This is a genomic window from Streptomyces sp. SS7 (assembly GCF_037993025.1).
Taxonomy (GTDB): Bacteria; Actinomycetota; Actinomycetes; order Streptomycetales; family Streptomycetaceae; genus Streptomyces.
This window is the reverse complement of sequence record NZ_CP141223.1, coordinates 1,108,343-1,123,182: the sequence shown is the minus strand read 5'-3', so window position 1 is coordinate 1,123,182 and position 14,840 is coordinate 1,108,343. Positions and strand designations below refer to the sequence as shown.

Below are 14,840 nucleotides of genomic sequence, written 5' to 3'. Positions count from 1 at the left end.
TAGCCGCCGGGCCCCGGGCCCGGTCACAGCGGGCCCGGGGGACGAAACGGGCGAGCGGGGCCGAGGGGGTCGCCGTACCCGTACAACCCGAAGAGTGCGCGAAAGCGGCATCATCGGATCGATATCGGTCGCGGCCACGACCCGTCGGGACGGGAGCGGTCGGGAAGGTTCGATAATGGCTGACTTCTGGTCAGTCAGGAGGTGTGGCGCGGCTCGTTGCCAACACTCGACGTGTGGTGACAATCGAGCGCGAGGGTGGCGACCGGACGATGGACAACCACGGGCGCGGGCCCGACCCACGCCCCGAGGGCGGCGCGGACGCACCTCTCGAGTCCCCGGCCGATCCGGGGCCGCGGCCGCTGCCCTACGAAGGCGTCTGGCGCTTCACCGCACCGGCCGTGGACGCCTCCGTCCCGCAGGCCCGGCACGCCGTGCGCGACCTGCTCCTGCGCCAGGGGGTGCCGGTCTCGGACGACCTGGTCCAGGGGCTGCTGCTGATCGTCTCGGAACTGGTCACCAACGCCGTCCGGCACGCGGCGCTGCTGTCGCCGACACTCGCGGTGGAGGTGGCCGTGGGGGCCGAGTGGGTGCGGGTGGCCGTCGAGGACAACCACCCCTACCGCCCGACGGCCCTGGAGGCCGATCACGAGGAGACCAACGGCCGCGGACTGCTCCTGGTGCGGGAGATCACCCGGGAGGCCGGCGGGATCGCCGACGTCGAGCACACCTCCGGCGGTGGCAAGGTGATCTGGGCCGCCCTGCCGCTCAAGCCCGTACGGCTCCCCTGACCGCCCGTCGGCTCACCAGCCGGCCGACGGTCCCGTCAGCTCCCGCACGGCGGGCCGGGCCGCGTCCAGCACGGTCATGAACCAGGCCGAGAACGGGTCCTTCGCATGCCGCTCGGCCAGCTCCTCCGGTGTCACGAAGGCCGTGTCGCCGACCTCCTCCGGGTCCGGACCGAGCGGCGACTGCACCATCCCGACGAAGAGGTGGTTGTACTCCTGCTCCACCAGGCCCGACGCCGGGTCCGGGTGGTTGTAGCGGACCGTGCCCGCCTCCGCCATCAACGACGGCGACACCCCCAGCTCCTCGAACGTGCGCCGCGCGGCCGCCGCGAAGGGCGCCTCGCCCGGGTAGGGGTGGCCGCAGCAGGTGTTGGACCACACACCGGGGGAGTGGTACTTGCCGAGCGCCCGCTGCTGGAGCAGCAGCCGGCCCCGCTCGTCGAAGAGGAACACGGAGAACGCGCGGTGCAGCAGACCCGGCGGCCGGTGGGCCGCGAGCTTCTCCTCGGTGCCGATCGTCACACCGTCCTCGTCGACCAGTTCCAGCAAAATCGCTTCCGCGGTGCCGCTCGACGAGCTGTGCGTCGCGGTGGCAGGTGTGATCGGCATACCCATCCTTAGCATCGGTCCTCGCGTCCCCAGTCTGCCGTACGAGCCCGGTCGGCCCGGCGCTTCGCACGAACGCCGCGCCCGTCCCCCCGCGCCCGACGGCGGGCCCCCGCGGGTGATCTTGCCCGGGGCCCCGGGCGGGGAACCGTACTGAACTGGTGTCCGGATCGCCGCCTCAGTGGCAGAGCCGCGCCTCGTGCTCCGCGTGGCCGACCGGCTCCAGCTGGAAGGTGCAGTGCTCCACGTCGAAGTGGTCGCCGAGACAGCCCTGGAGCTCGTGCAGCATCTTCTCGTGGCCGATCGCGTTCAGCACGTCCGAGCGCACCACCACGTGCGCCGACAGCACGGGCATCCCCGAGGTGATCGTCCAGGCGTGCAGATCGTGCACGTCCTCCACCCCGTCCAGCGCGACGATGTGGGCCCGCACCTCCGCCATGTCGACATCCTTGGGCGCCGCCTCCAGCAGCACGTCGAGCGTCTCCCGCAGCAGCTTCACCGTGCGCGGCACGATCATCAGACCGATCACCAGCGAGGCGATCGGGTCGGCGTACTCCCAGCCGGTGGTCAGGATCACCACGGCCGAGATCAGCACCGCGACCGAGCCCAGCGCGTCCGCCGCCACCTCCAGGAACGCCCCGCGCACGTTCAGGCTCTCCGCCTGGCCCCGCATCAGCAGCGTGAGCGAGATCATGTTCGCGACCAGACCGATGGCGCCGAACCAGATCATCAGCCCGCCCTCGGTGCCGGCCGGCGTGACGAACCGCTGCACCGCCTCGTACAGGACGTACCCGCCGACGCCGAGCAGCAGCAGACAGTTGGCGAGCGCGGCCAGGATCTCGGCGCGGGCGTACCCGAAGGTGCGGTTGGTGCTCGCGGGCCGGTTCGCGAAGTGGATCGCGAGCAGGGCCATGCCCAGGCCCAGCGCGTCCGTCGCCATGTGCGCCGCGTCCGCGATCAGTGCGAGGGAGTCGGCGAGGAGCCCGCCGACGATCTCGACCACCATGACGCCGAGCGTGATGCCCAGCGCGACGCGCAGTCTGCCGCGGTACGCCGCCGCGGCCGTACCGGTGGTCGGCGCGTGCGTGTGTCCGTGGCCGTGGTCGTGCCCAGCCCCCATGGGAAGCACCCTCCTGTGGTCGCCCGGGATCACAGTGAACTACGGGTGGGGGGTATCCGGCAACGCGGCACTGAACACCGTTGTCATGTGCCCTGACCTGCGGAAACGAAATGCAGGTCAGGACACCCTCAGTCGCCGTCCGGCCGGGGTCCGGCCCGGTGCAGCAACCAGCCGCGCCAGGCCGACTCCACCATCTCGCGCACCCCGCGCCGCGCCGTCCAGCCCAGTTCCCGTGCGGCCAGCCCGGCCGAGGCGACCGCGCGCGGCGCGTCACCCGGGCGCCGCCCCTCGACCACCGCGGGCCGCGCGTCGCCGGTCACCTCGCCGATCAGCGTGACCAGCTCGCGCACCGAGACACCCTCGCCGCGCCCGATGTTCACGGTGAGGTCGCCCCCGTCGCCGGCCGGCCGGCGGGCCGCCGCGAGATGCGCCTCGGCCAGGTCCGCGACATGGATGTAGTCCCGTACGCAGGTGCCGTCCGGCGTCGGGTAGTCGGCGCCGAAGATCCGCGGGGCCTCGTCGCGGGTCAGCCGGTCGAAGACCATCGGCACGATGTTGAACACCCCGGTGTCGGCCAGCTCGGGCGCGGCGGCGCCGGCCACGTTGAAGTAGCGCAGACATGTCGTGGTGATGCCGTGCGCCCGCCCGGCGGCCCGCACCAGCCACTCCCCGGCGAGCTTGGTCTCGCCGTAGGGGTTCACCGGGGCGCAGGGGGTGTCCTCCGTGATGAGGTCCACGGCCGGGTTGCCGTAGACGGCCGCGGACGAGGAGAACACGAACCGCCGCACCCCGGCCTCGGCCACCGCCTCCAGGAGCGTGGCCAGACCGCCGACGTTCTCCCGGTAGTAGCGGGTGGGCCGCGCGACCGACTCGGCGACCTGCTTGTGCGCCGCCAGGTGCACCACACCCGTCACGGCGTGCCCGGCCAGGACCTCCTTGAGCAGGGTCGCGTCCAGCGCGGAGCCCCGCACCAGGGAGACGTCCGCCGGCAGCCGGGCCGGGACGCCGGCCGAGAGGTCGTCCAGGACGACGACGCGCTCCCCGGCGCCCGCCATGGCCCGCGCCACATGGGCCCCTATGTATCCGGCTCCGCCGGTGATCAGCCACGTCATGGCCGCCCACCCTATGCCGAGGCCCCGCGCCGCCCGCAATGTCCTCCATGTCGGACACCCGACCCCGAGGTGCGCGCCCGGCGGCCGTCGCGGTTTGTCGGGCGGGCCGCCGATCGACGATGATGATCTCGGCAAAGGCCGGTTCGAGCCGTGCCGCCCGACCGCGTCGATCGGAGCTGAACGGCCGGTGAACGCGGCCTTCCCGGCATCCGATAGCCTCTGCCGACATGCCGCCCGCCCGGCCCCGACCGGGGCAGGCCCAGGGCGCCTCCATCGTGTACACGACCGGCGCGGACGCGTCGGGACCCAGGGAGTGAGTTCGGTTGCCGACCGCCATCCTCACCGGTCAGCCGGTCCCCGGATCGTCGATCGAGGGCGATCTGCGCTCCCTCGGCTTCGACGTCCGGCTCGCCGCCGGCGGCGCCGACACCGAGGCGCTGCTCGCCGAGGTGCCGGCCCAGGACCGGGTCGCCGTCGTCGACGCCCGCTTCGTCGGTCATCTGCACGCCCTGCGCCTCGGCCTCACCGACCCGCGCTTCCCGCTCGCCGCGATCCCCGGCGCGCTCACCGCGCAGGCCGCCGGCCGCCCGGCCCTCGCCCGCGCGCTGGCCCGGGAGAACGGCGCGGGCGGCGGCACCGCGGTCGCCGTGGACAGCCTCGCCGACCGTGTCGTCACCGGCCTCGACGCCGACGGCGAGGGCGTCCACCGCCCCGAGCTGGGCAGCCTGGTCGCCGAGGTCCCCGCCGACCCCCAGGCCCGCAACGAGGCACGGCAGGCCGTCGCCTCCGTCGACGACGAGGCCGTACGGCTGAGGTCGGCCGTGAAGGCCCGCGACGGCTTCTTCACCACGTACTGCATCAGCCCGTACTCCCGCTACCTCGCCCGCTGGTGCGCCCGCCGGGGCCTCACCCCCAACCAGGTCACCACCGCCTCCCTGATCACCGCGCTGATCGCGGCCGGGTGCGCGGTCACCGGCACCCGGGGCGGCTTCGTCGCGGCCGGTGTCCTGCTCATCGCGTCCTTCGTGCTGGACTGCACCGACGGCCAGCTCGCCCGCTACTCCCTGCAGTACTCCACACTCGGCGCCTGGCTCGACGCCACCTTCGACCGGATCAAGGAGTACGCCTACTACGCCGGCCTCGCGCTCGGCGCCGCGAAGGGCGGCGACGACGTGTGGGCGCTCGCGCTCGGCGCGATGATCCTGCAGACCTGCCGGCACGTGGTCGACTTCTCCTTCAACGAGGCCAACCACGACGCCACCGCCAACACCAGTCCCACCGCCGCCCTCTCCGACAGGCTCGACAGCGTCGGCTGGACGGTCTGGGTGCGGCGCATGATCGTCCTGCCCATCGGTGAACGATGGGCCATGATCGCCGTCCTGACGGCCGCCACGACCCCCCGGATCACCTTCTACGCGCTGCTCGCGGGCTGCGCCTTCGCGGCGACGTACACCACGGCCGGCCGGGTGCTGCGCTCGGTGACCCGCAGGGCGCGGCGCACCGACCGGGCCGCGCAGGCGCTCGCGGACCTGACCGACAGCGGCCCCCTCGCCCAGGGCCCGGCCCGGGTCCTGCGCGGCAGGGGCGGCCACCTGGCACCGCTCAGCGCCGCCGTGGGCCTCGTCCTGGTCGTGGCGGGGTCCTGGCTGTGGGGGCCGGGCTGGTGGACCGTCCTGATGGCCGGTGCCTACGTCCTGGCCTCGGCCGAAGCCGTCTCACGCCCCCTCAAGGGCGCCCTCGACTGGCTCGTCCCCCCGCTCTTCCGGGCCGGCGAATACCTCACCGTCCTGATCCTCGCGGCGAAGTCCGAGGTGAACGGAGCCCTTCCCGCGGCTTTCGGCCTGGTGTCCGCCGTCGCCTACCATCACTACGACACGGTGTACCGCATCCGCGGCAACGCCGGAGCGCCGCCGGCCTGGCTGGTGCGCGCCGTAGGGGGGCAGGAGGGGCGGACGCTGCTCGTCGCGGTGCTGGCCGCCCTGCTCACCGCCACGCAGTTCACGGTCGCGCTCACGGTTCTCGCCGTGGCCGTCGCCCTCGTGGTGCTCGTCGAGAGCATCCGCTTCTGGGTGTCCGCAGGGGCCCCCGCCGTACACGACGAAGGAGAACCCGCATGATCGGCCTCGTGCTGGCGGCCGGCGCCGGACGCCGTCTGCGCCCCTACACCGACAGCCTGCCCAAGGCGCTGGTGCCGGTGGGGCCCGCGGGCATAGAGGGCGAGCCCACGGTCCTGGACCTGACCCTCGGCAACTTCGCCGAGATCGGGCTGACCGAGGTCGCGGTCATCGTCGGCTACCGCAAGGAGGCCGTGTACGCGCGCAAGGAGGCGCTGGAGGCGAAGTACGGCCTCAAGCTCACCCTGATCGACAACGACAAGGCAGAGGAGTGGAACAACGCCTACTCCCTGTGGTGCGGCCGTGACGCCCTGAAGGACGGCGTGATCCTCGCCAACGGCGACACCGTGCACCCGGTCTCCGTCGAGAAGACCCTGCTCGCCGCCCGCGGCGAGGGCCGGCGGATCATCCTCGCCCTGGACACCGTGAAGTCCCTCGCCGACGAGGAGATGAAGGTCGTCGTCGACCCCGAGCGGGGCATGACGAAGATCACCAAGCTGATGGACCCGGCCGAGGCCACCGGCGAGTACATCGGCGTCACGCTCATCGAGGGCGACGCCGCCCCGGAGCTGGCCGACGCGCTGAAGACCGTCTGGGAGACCGACCCGCAGCAGTTCTACGAGCACGGCTACCAGGAACTGGTGAACCGCGGCTTCCGGATCGACGTCGCGCCGATCGGCGACGTCAGGTGGGTCGAGATCGACAACCACGACGATCTCGCCCGGGGACGGGAGATCGCGTGCCAGTACTGACCCGGCTCATCCCCTCACCGGTCGTCGTCGACATCCGCCCGGGTGCCCTCGACGACCTGGGATGCGTCCTCGCCGACGAGCGCATCTCGCACTCCGGCAGGCTCGCCGTCGCCGTCAGCGGCGGCTCGGGCGCCCGGCTGCGCGAGCGGCTCACGCCCGTGCTGCCCGGCGCCACCTGGTACGAGGTCGGCGGCGGCACCCTCGACGACGCGGTCCGGCTGGCCGGCGACATAAAGGCCGGCCACTACGACGCCGTCGTGGGCCTGGGCGGCGGCAAGATCATCGACTGCGCCAAGTTCGCCGCGGCACGGGTCGGCCTCCCGCTGGTCGCCGTCCCCACGAACCTCGCGCACGACGGCCTGTGCTCCCCGGTCGCCACCCTCGACAACGACGCGGGCCGCGGCTCCTACGGCGTGCCCAACCCGATCGCCGTCGTCATCGACCTGGACGTCATCCGCGAGGCCCCGGCACGCTTCGTCCGGGCCGGTATCGGTGATGCCGTCTCCAACATCTCCGCCATCGCGGACTGGGAGCTCGCCAACCGGGTCAAGGGCGAGAAGATCGACGGCCTCGCCGCCGCGATCGCCCGCCAGGCCGGCGAGGCGGTGCTGCGCCACCCGGGCGGCATCGGGGAAACCGACTTCCTCCAGGTGCTGGCCGAGGCGCTGGTGCTGAGCGGCATCGCCATGTCGGTGTCGGGCGACTCCCGCCCGTCCTCCGGCGCCTGCCACGAGATCAACCACGCCTTCGACCTGCTCTTCCCCAAGCGGGCAGCCGCCCACGGCGAGCAGTGCGGACTCGGCGCGGCCTTCGCGATGTACCTGCGCGGAGCCCACGAGGAGTCGGCCTACATGGCCCAGGTGCTGCGACGGCACGGACTGCCGGTCCTGCCGACGGACATCGGCTTCACCGTGGACGAGTTCGTCCGCGCCGTGGAGTTCGCCCCCGAGACCCGGCCCGGCCGCTACACGATCCTCGAACACCTCGACCTCAAGACCGAACAGATCAAGGACATCTACGCCGACTATGTCAAGGCCATCGGTAGCTGAACTCAGACCGGTCGTCCACCCCCCGGGGGTGAAGGACCGGCGCAGCGGTGAGCACTGGATGGGACGCCTCTACATGCGTGAGGTGTCCCTGCGGGTGGACCGCTACCTGGTCAACACCAGGGTCACGCCCAACCAGCTCACGTACCTGATGACGGTCTTCGGCGTGCTCTCGGCCCCGGCACTGCTCGTGCCGGGGATCCCGGGCGCCGTGCTCGGCGTCCTCTGCGTCCAGCTGTACCTGCTGCTGGACTGCGTGGACGGTGAGATCGCGCGCTGGAAGAAGATGTACTCGCTGAACGGGGTCTACCTCGACCGCGTCGGCGCGTACCTCACCGACGCCGCCGTGCTCGTCGGCCTCGGGCTGCGCGCCGCCGACCTGTGGGGGAGCGGCCGCATCGACTGGCTGTGGGCCTTCCTCGGCACCCTGGCCGCGCTCGGCGCGATCCTGATCAAGGCCGAGACCGACCTGGTCGGCGTCGCCCGCCACCAGGCCGGCAAGCCGCCGGTCAAGGAGGCCGCCGCCGAGATGCGCTCCTCCGGCATGGCGCTGGCCCGCCGGGCCGCCGCCGCGCTGAAGTTCCACCGGCTGATCCTCGGCATCGAGGCGTCGCTGCTGATCCTGGCCCTGGCGATAGCCGACCAGCTCCGCGGCGACCTCTTCTTCACCCGCCTCGGCGTCGCCGTCCTCGCCGGCATCGCCGTGCTCCAGACCCTGCTGCACCTGGTCTCGATCCTCGCGTCGAGCAGGCTCAAGTGAGCGCTCTGAAGGTCGGGGCGGTGATCATCACCATGGGCAACCGCCCCGACGAGCTGAGGGCCCTGATCGACTCGGTCGCGGGGCAGGACGGCGACCCGGTCCAGGTCGTCGTGGTCGGCAACGGCTCGCCCGTCCCGGACGTCCCCGAGGGGGTGCGCACGGTCGAGCTGCCCGAGAACCTTGGCATCCCCGGCGGCCGCAACGTCGGCATCGAGGCCTTCGGCCCGGCCGGCCGCGACGCCGACGTGCTGCTCTTCCTCGACGACGACGGCCTGCTGGCCCGGCAGGACACCGCCGAGCTGTGCCGGCGGGCCTTCACCGCCGACCCGGAGCTCGGCATCGTCAGCTTCCGCATCGCGGACCCGGACACCGGCGTCACCCAGCGGCGGCACGTCCCGCGGCTGCGGGCCTCCGACCCGATGCGGTCCTCCCGGGTCACCACCTTCCTCGGCGGCGCCAATGCCGTCCGTACGCAGGTTTTCGCAGATGTGGGTGGACTGCCGGACGAGTTCTTCTACGCCCATGAGGAGACCGACCTCGCCTGGCGGGCCCTCGACGCGGGCTGGATGATCGACTACCGGTCCGACATGGTGCTGTACCACCCCACGACCGCGCCCTCGCGGCACGCGGTCTACCACCGCATGGTGGCGCGCAACCGGGTCTGGCTGGCCCGGCGCAACCTGCCCGCCGTGCTCGTTCCGGTCTATCTCGGGGTGTGGCTGCTGCTCACCCTGGCCCGGCGGCCCTCGCGGTCCGCGCTGAAGGCGTGGTTCGGAGGCTTCCGGGAAGGCTGGACCACACCGTGCGGGCCACGCAGGCCCATCAGGTGGCGTACGGTGTGGCGGCTGACCAGACTGGGCCGCCCCCCGGTCATCTGACAAGCTCGTCCCAGAGGGCTCCCGGCCGCACCGGGAGCCCCCCGGCTCATGCCGGCCCGGTCAAGGCCGTGCATCGCGAAGACGAAAGTTTCCTACTTGTGAGTGAGACAACGCATGACGGCGGAGTCGCGGTGAGCGCGCTTCCGTCGCCCGACGAGGGCCTGACGGCAGCCCAGCTGGCCGCCAAGTACGGGCTGGCCGTGAGCGGCGCCCGGCCCCCCGTGCGGGAGTACGTCCGCCAGCTCTGGGGACGCCGGCACTTCATCCTGGCGTTCTCCCGGGCGAAGCTGACCGCGCAGTACAGCCAGGCCAAGCTCGGCCAGCTGTGGCAGGTGGCGACGCCGCTGCTGAACGCGTTCGTGTACTTCATGATCTTCGGCGTGCTGCTCAACGCCAGCCGGGGCATGCCCAAGGACGTGTACATCCCGTTCCTGGTCACGGGCGTCTTCGTGTTCACCTTCACGCAGAGCTCCGTGATGAGCGGGGTCCGGGCGATCTCCGGCAACCTCGGCCTGGTGCGCGCCCTGCACTTCCCGCGCGCCTCGCTGCCCATCTCCTTCGCGCTCCAGCAGCTCCAGCAGCTGCTGTACTCGATGCTGGTGATGTTCGTCGTCGTGATCGGCTTCGGCAGCTACCCGGACGCCTCCTGGGCGCTGATCGTGCCGGTGCTGATCCTGCAGTTCGCCTTCAACACCGGACTGGCGCTGGTGTTCGCCCGGGCGGGCGCGAAGACCCCCGACCTCGCCCAGCTGATGCCGTTCGTGATGCGGACCTGGATGTACGCCTCCGGCGTGATGTTCTCCATCCCCGTCTTCCTCGCCGACAAGCCGCAGTGGGTGGCCAACGTCCTGCAGTGGAACCCGGCCGCCATCTACATGGACCTCATGCGCTTCGCGCTCATCGAGGAGTACGGCGCCGAGAACCTCCCCGAGCACGTCTGGGCCGTCGCCGGCGGCTGGGCCCTGCTGCTCGCGGTCGGCGGATTCCTCTACTTCTGGAAGGCCGAGGAGAGGTACGGCCGTGGCTGACCAGGTACCCGGGCGGCACATTCCCACCGTCATCGCCGACGACGTGCACATCGTCTACCGCGTCAACGGCGCCAGGACGGGCAAGGGCAGCGCCACCGCCGCGCTGAGCCGGATGATCAGGCGGGGCCCCGGCGACGAGGACCGCGGTGTGCGCAAGGTGCACGCGGTCCGCGGGGTCTCCTTCGTCGCCCACCGCGGCGAGGCCATCGGCCTGATCGGCTCCAACGGCTCCGGCAAGTCCACCCTGCTGCGGGCCATCGCCGGTCTGCTGCCGCCGGAGAGCGGCAAGGTCTACACCGACGGCCAGCCCTCGCTGCTCGGCGTCAACGCGGCCCTGATGAACGACCTCACGGGCGAGCGCAACGTGGTCCTCGGCGGGCTCGCCATGGGCATGTCCCGGGAGCAGATCAAGGAGCGCTTCCAGGAGATCGTCGACTTCTCCGGCATCAACGAGAAGGGCGACTTCATCACCCTGCCGATGCGCACCTACTCCTCCGGCATGCAGGCCCGGCTGCGCTTCTCCATCGCCGCCGCCAAGGACCACGACGTCCTGATGATCGACGAGGCCCTGGCCACCGGCGACCGCAAGTTCCAGAAACGTTCCGAGGAACGCATCCGCGAGCTGCGCAAGCACGCCGGCACGGTGTTCCTGGTCAGCCACAGCAACAAGTCGATCCGCGACACCTGCGACCGCGTCCTGTGGCTGGAGCGCGGCGAACTGCGCCTGGACGGACCGACCGAAGAGGTCCTCAAGGAGTACGAGAAGTTCACGGGCAAGTAGCGCGTGGCGACCGGGCCCCGCCGGAACGGTCCGGCGGGGCCCACGTGTCCGCAAAGGAAGCGTCAACTCCGGGACCGCGTAGGAATCTTGACGCCAATCGGTGTGTTGTTGTGATCTGCGGGACACCCGCGCGAACCTCGCTGCGTTGTACAACGTAAGCTGTGACAGGTCCCGAAACGCGTCAAGTGGGGCGATAATGCGCGACACCCTCGGTCGAGGCTGCCGTGCGGACAGCCGGGCGGCGTGTCCGAAATAGTGTGTCTTGGGTCGGCGGTGTAGAACGGGAGATGTGACGGCAATGGCTACGGAAACTCCCCAGCTCAACGCAGTACGTGCCGTCCCTGCCCTTGGTAGCGAACGATGACGGCGCCGGCCGTGCCCCGCACCGGCGGTCCCGGACGCGGCACCCTCGACAAGGCCTCCGACGAGAACTTCCCGGTCGCCCCGTTCTTCCTCCCCCGAGCCTGGCGCGCGGACCTCATGGCCGTCTACGGCTTCGCGCGGCTCGTCGACGACATCGGGGACGGCGACCTCGCCCCCGGTGGCGCCGACGCAGCCCTCCTCGGCGTTCCGGCCGCCGACGCCGAGGACCGCCTGCTCCTCCTCGACGCCTTCGAGGCCGATCTGCGCCGCGTCTTCGAGAGCTCCCCCGGCTCCCCGGAAGAGCCCCGCCACCCCCTGCTGCGCGGTCTGCTGCCCACGGTCCGCCGCCACCGCCTCGGCCCCGAGCCGTTCCTGGCCCTGATCGCCGCCAACCGCCAGGACCAGCTCGTCAAGCGCTACGAGACCTACGACGACCTGCTCGCCTACTGCGAGCTGTCCGCCAACCCCGTCGGCCGTCTCGTGCTCGCCGTCACCGGCGCCGCGACCCCCGAGCGGATCCGCCGCTCCGACGCGATCTGCACCGCACTCCAGATCGTCGAACACCTCCAGGACGTGGCCGAGGACCTCGGCCGCGACCGCGTCTACCTGCCCGCCTCCGACATGAAGCGCTTTCATGTGCGGGAGGCGGATCTCGCCGCGCCCACGGCGGGCGCCTCGGTGCGCGCCCTGGTCGCGTTCGAGGCGCAACGCGCCCGCGATCTGCTGAATGAAGGCGCCCCCCTCGTGGGTAGCGTCCACGGCAGGCTGAGGCTGCTGCTCGCGGGATTCGTGGCGGGGGGAAGGGCGGCGGTCCACGCGATCGCCGCCGCCGAGTACGACGTCCTTCCCGGCCCGCCCAAGCCCGGCAAGCTCAGGCTGCTGCGCGAGGTGGGCGTGATCCTGCGAGGAGAGGGGGTGATCCGGACCGTGGAGTCGTCACCGCACGTGTCCGCACCGGTACTCGCCGCCTACAGCTACTGCGAGACCGTCACCGGAGCGCAGGCCCGTAACTTCGCCTACGGGATCCGGCTGCTGCCCACACCGAAACGCCGCGCGATGTCGGCGCTGTACGCCTTCTCGCGCCGCGTCGACGACATCGGCGACGGCACCCTGGAGGACAAGGTCAAGGCCGCCCGCCTGGAGGACACCCGGGCCCTGCTCGCCCGGGTCCGCCACGGCGAGGTCGACGAGGACGACACCGACCCCGTCGCGGTCGCCCTCGCCCACACCGCACGTGTCTTCCCCGTCCCCCTCGGCGGCCTGGACGAACTGATCGACGGCGTCCTGATGGACGTACGCGGTGAGACGTACGAGACCTGGGACGACCTCAAGGCGTACTGCCGCTGTGTGGCGGGCGCGATCGGGCGCCTCTCGCTCGGTGTGTTCGGTACGGAACCGGGGGCGCGCGGCGCCGAGCGCGCGCCGGAGTACGCCGACACGCTCGGGCTCGCGCTCCAGCTGACGAACATCCTGCGGGACGTCCGGGAGGACGCGACCGGCGGCCGGACCTATCTGCCCGCCGACGACCTCGCCAAGTTCGGCTGCTCGGCCGGGTTCGACGGGCCGACGCCGCCCGAGGGCTCCGACTTCGCGGGGCTCGTGCACTTCGAGGTGCGCCGGGCCCGGACCCTGTTCGCCGAGGGCTACCGGCTGCTGCCCCTGCTCGACCGGCGCAGCGGCGCCTGTGTCGCCGCCATGGCCGGCATCTACCGGCGTCTGCTCGACCGCATCGAACGCGACCCCGCCGCCGTGCTGCGCGGCCGGGTCTCGCTGCCCGGCCGCGAGAAGGCCTATGTCGCCGTGCGCGGGCTGTCCGGACTGGACGCCCGGCACGTCTCCCGGCAGACCGTCAGGAGGCATGCCTGATGGGCGCCGCGGGACGGGGTGCCGCCGCCGCGGAAACCACCGGAACCGACGGAAGGCGGCACGCAACCCTCCGCTGCGGCGCGGCGTCCCTGAGTGCGACCGCAGGCCGTGCACAGTTCACCTACCACGGCAGGGCGGCAGGGGAGGGCGCACGATGAGCGACGGACGGCAGGGCGCCGACGGACGGCACACGGTCGTCGTCGGCGGCGGGCTCGCCGGCATCACCGCCGCGCTCGCGCTCGCCGACGCGGGCGTGCGCGTCACCCTGCTGGAGGGCCGCCCCCGCCTGGGCGGACTGGCCTTCTCCTTCCGCCGCGGCGACCTCACCGTGGACAACGGCCAGCATGTCTATCTGCGCTGCTGCACCGCCTACCGCTGGTTCCTCGACCGCATCGGGGGCGCCGCCCTGGCCCCTCTGCAAAATCGTCTCGACGTGCCCGTTGTCGATGTCGCGCGCCCCGCGGGACGACGGCTCGGCAGGCTCCGGCGCGACGCCCTGCCGGTGCCCCTGCACCTCGGACGCAGCCTCGCCGCCTACCCGCACCTCTCCCTCGCCGAACGGGCCCGGGTGGGCCGGGCCGCGCTCGCCCTCAAGGGGCTCGACCTCGCCGACCCGGCGCTGGACGCCCAGGACTTCGGCAGCTGGCTGACCGCGCACGGCCAGTCGGCGCGCGCCGTCGAGGCCCTGTGGGACCTGGTCGGGGTCGCCACCCTCAACGCGGTCGCGGGCGAGGCCTCCCTCGCGCTCGCCGCGATGGTCTTCAAGACCGGACTGCTCTCCGACCCCGGCGCCGCCGACATCGGCTGGGCCCATGTCCCCCTGGGCGACCTGCACGACGGGCTGGCCGGCCGGGCGCTCGACTCCGCGGGCGTGCGCACCGAGGTCCGTACCCGCGTCACCTCCGTCTCCGCGGAGGGCGACGGACGCTGGAGCGTCCGGGTCCCCGGCGAGACCCTCACCGCCGACGCCGTCGTCCTCGCCGTACCGCAGGGCGAGACCCACGACCTGCTGCCGGCCGGAGCGCTCGACGAGCCGGGACGGCTGCGGGAGATCGGCACCGCGCCCATCCTCAACGTCCATGTCGTCTACGACCGCAAGGTGCTGGACGCCCCCTTCCTCGCCGCGCTCGGCACCCCCGTGCAGTGGGTGTTCGACCGCACCGACGCCTCCGGGCTGCGCGAGGGCCAGTACCTCGCCCTGTCCCAGTCCACCGCCCAGGACGAGATCGACACCCCGGTCGCCGCACTGCGCGCGCGCTACCTCCCCGAGCTGGAACGGCTGCTGCCCCGTGCGCGCGGAGCCGGGGTGAGGGACTTCTTCGTCACCCGGGAGCGCCACGCGACGTTCGCTCCCGCCCCCGGCGTCGGGCGGCTGCGTCCCGGCGCCCGCACCGAAGCCCCCGGCCTGTACCTGGCCGGAGCGTGGACCGCCACAGGGTGGCCCGCGACCATGGAGAGTGCGGTCCGCAGCGGCGTGAACGCGGCGGACGCCGCGCTCGGCGCCCTCGGCCGGCCCCGACCCCACCGGCTCTTCGCGTTCGAGGAGGCGGCCTGATGCTCGATCAGCACGGCTCGGCACACCCCCGCACCCCCTCCGGTACCGCAACAAGAGGAGAAACTGTGCCCACT

13 protein-coding genes and 1 pseudogene are annotated in these 14,840 nt (G+C 72.3%); 11 read left to right on the top strand and 3 right to left on the bottom strand.

The window, feature by feature from the left end:
- Positions 1-269 precede the first annotated feature (269 nt).
- Positions 270-788 (top strand): ATP-binding protein, encoded by a 519-nt coding sequence (locus U5640_RS05050; protein WP_340384944.1) that lies wholly within the window; start codon positions 270-272, stop codon positions 786-788.
- 12 nt (positions 789-800) lie between these two features.
- Here the strand turns inward: U5640_RS05050 and idi are convergent, their stop codons facing one another.
- The 3 genes from idi to galE all read right to left on the bottom strand — a co-directional run bounded on the left by idi (position 801) and on the right by galE (position 3,623).
- Positions 801-1,394, bottom strand: a complete 594-nt coding sequence (gene idi / locus U5640_RS05045; RefSeq protein WP_340374587.1) for an isopentenyl-diphosphate Delta-isomerase — start codon at positions 1,392-1,394, stop codon at positions 801-803.
- Positions 1,395-1,569: 175 nt separating this feature from the next.
- Entirely contained in the window at positions 1,570-2,511 is a 942-nt protein-coding gene (locus U5640_RS05040) for a cation diffusion facilitator family transporter (protein WP_340374586.1), read from the bottom strand.
- Positions 2,512-2,639: 128 nt separating this feature from the next.
- On the bottom strand, positions 2,640-3,623 hold the full coding sequence (galE, locus tag U5640_RS05035) for a UDP-glucose 4-epimerase GalE (RefSeq protein ID WP_340374585.1): 984 nt from the start codon (positions 3,621-3,623) through the stop codon (positions 2,640-2,642).
- Positions 3,624-3,946: 323 nt separating this feature from the next.
- On the opposite strand from galE, the gene U5640_RS05030 reads away from it, so the two are divergent.
- The 10 genes and pseudogenes from U5640_RS05030 to hpnE all read left to right on the top strand — a co-directional run bounded on the left by U5640_RS05030 (position 3,947) and on the right by hpnE (position 14,766).
- On the top strand, positions 3,947-5,740 hold the full coding sequence (locus U5640_RS05030; protein ID WP_340374584.1) for a DUF5941 domain-containing protein: 1,794 nt from the start codon (positions 3,947-3,949) through the stop codon (positions 5,738-5,740).
- The gene (locus U5640_RS05025; RefSeq protein ID WP_340374583.1) at positions 5,737-6,489 is read left to right on the top strand and encodes a phosphocholine cytidylyltransferase family protein; all 753 of its coding nucleotides are present in this window, start codon (positions 5,737-5,739) and stop codon (positions 6,487-6,489) included. Before U5640_RS05030 ends, U5640_RS05025 begins: the two co-directional genes overlap by 4 nt.
- The gene (locus U5640_RS05020; protein ID WP_340374582.1) at positions 6,477-7,538 is read left to right on the top strand and encodes an iron-containing alcohol dehydrogenase family protein; all 1,062 of its coding nucleotides are present in this window, start codon (positions 6,477-6,479) and stop codon (positions 7,536-7,538) included. The genes U5640_RS05025 and U5640_RS05020 overlap by 13 nt, the downstream gene beginning before the upstream one ends.
- A complete protein-coding gene (locus tag U5640_RS05015) occupies positions 7,516-8,295 on the top strand; it encodes a CDP-alcohol phosphatidyltransferase family protein (protein WP_340374581.1) in 780 nt (259 codons plus the stop codon). The genes U5640_RS05020 and U5640_RS05015 overlap by 23 nt, the downstream gene beginning before the upstream one ends.
- Before the next feature lie 32 nt (positions 8,296-8,327).
- Entirely contained in the window at positions 8,328-9,173 is an 846-nt protein-coding gene (locus U5640_RS05010) for a glycosyltransferase (protein WP_340384942.1), read from the top strand.
- Positions 9,174-9,271: 98 nt separating this feature from the next.
- A complete protein-coding gene (locus U5640_RS05005) occupies positions 9,272-10,201 on the top strand; it encodes an ABC transporter permease (RefSeq protein ID WP_340374580.1) in 930 nt (309 codons plus the stop codon).
- Positions 10,194-10,982, top strand: a complete 789-nt coding sequence (locus U5640_RS05000; RefSeq protein WP_340374579.1) for an ABC transporter ATP-binding protein — start codon at positions 10,194-10,196, stop codon at positions 10,980-10,982. The genes U5640_RS05005 and U5640_RS05000 overlap by 8 nt, the downstream gene beginning before the upstream one ends.
- 360 nt (positions 10,983-11,342) lie before the next feature.
- A pseudogene (gene hpnC / locus U5640_RS04995) lies at positions 11,343-12,260 on the top strand (squalene synthase HpnC); the annotation flags it as partial.
- Positions 12,261-13,211, top strand: a complete 951-nt coding sequence (gene hpnD, locus U5640_RS04990; RefSeq protein ID WP_340384940.1) for a presqualene diphosphate synthase HpnD — start codon at positions 12,261-12,263, stop codon at positions 13,209-13,211.
- Between the two features lie 154 nt (positions 13,212-13,365).
- Positions 13,366-14,766 carry a hydroxysqualene dehydroxylase HpnE gene (gene hpnE / locus U5640_RS04985; RefSeq protein WP_340374578.1) on the top strand — a complete coding sequence of 467 codons (1,401 nt, stop codon included), beginning with the start codon at positions 13,366-13,368 and terminating at the stop codon, positions 14,764-14,766.
- Positions 14,767-14,840: the final 74 nt, after the last annotated feature.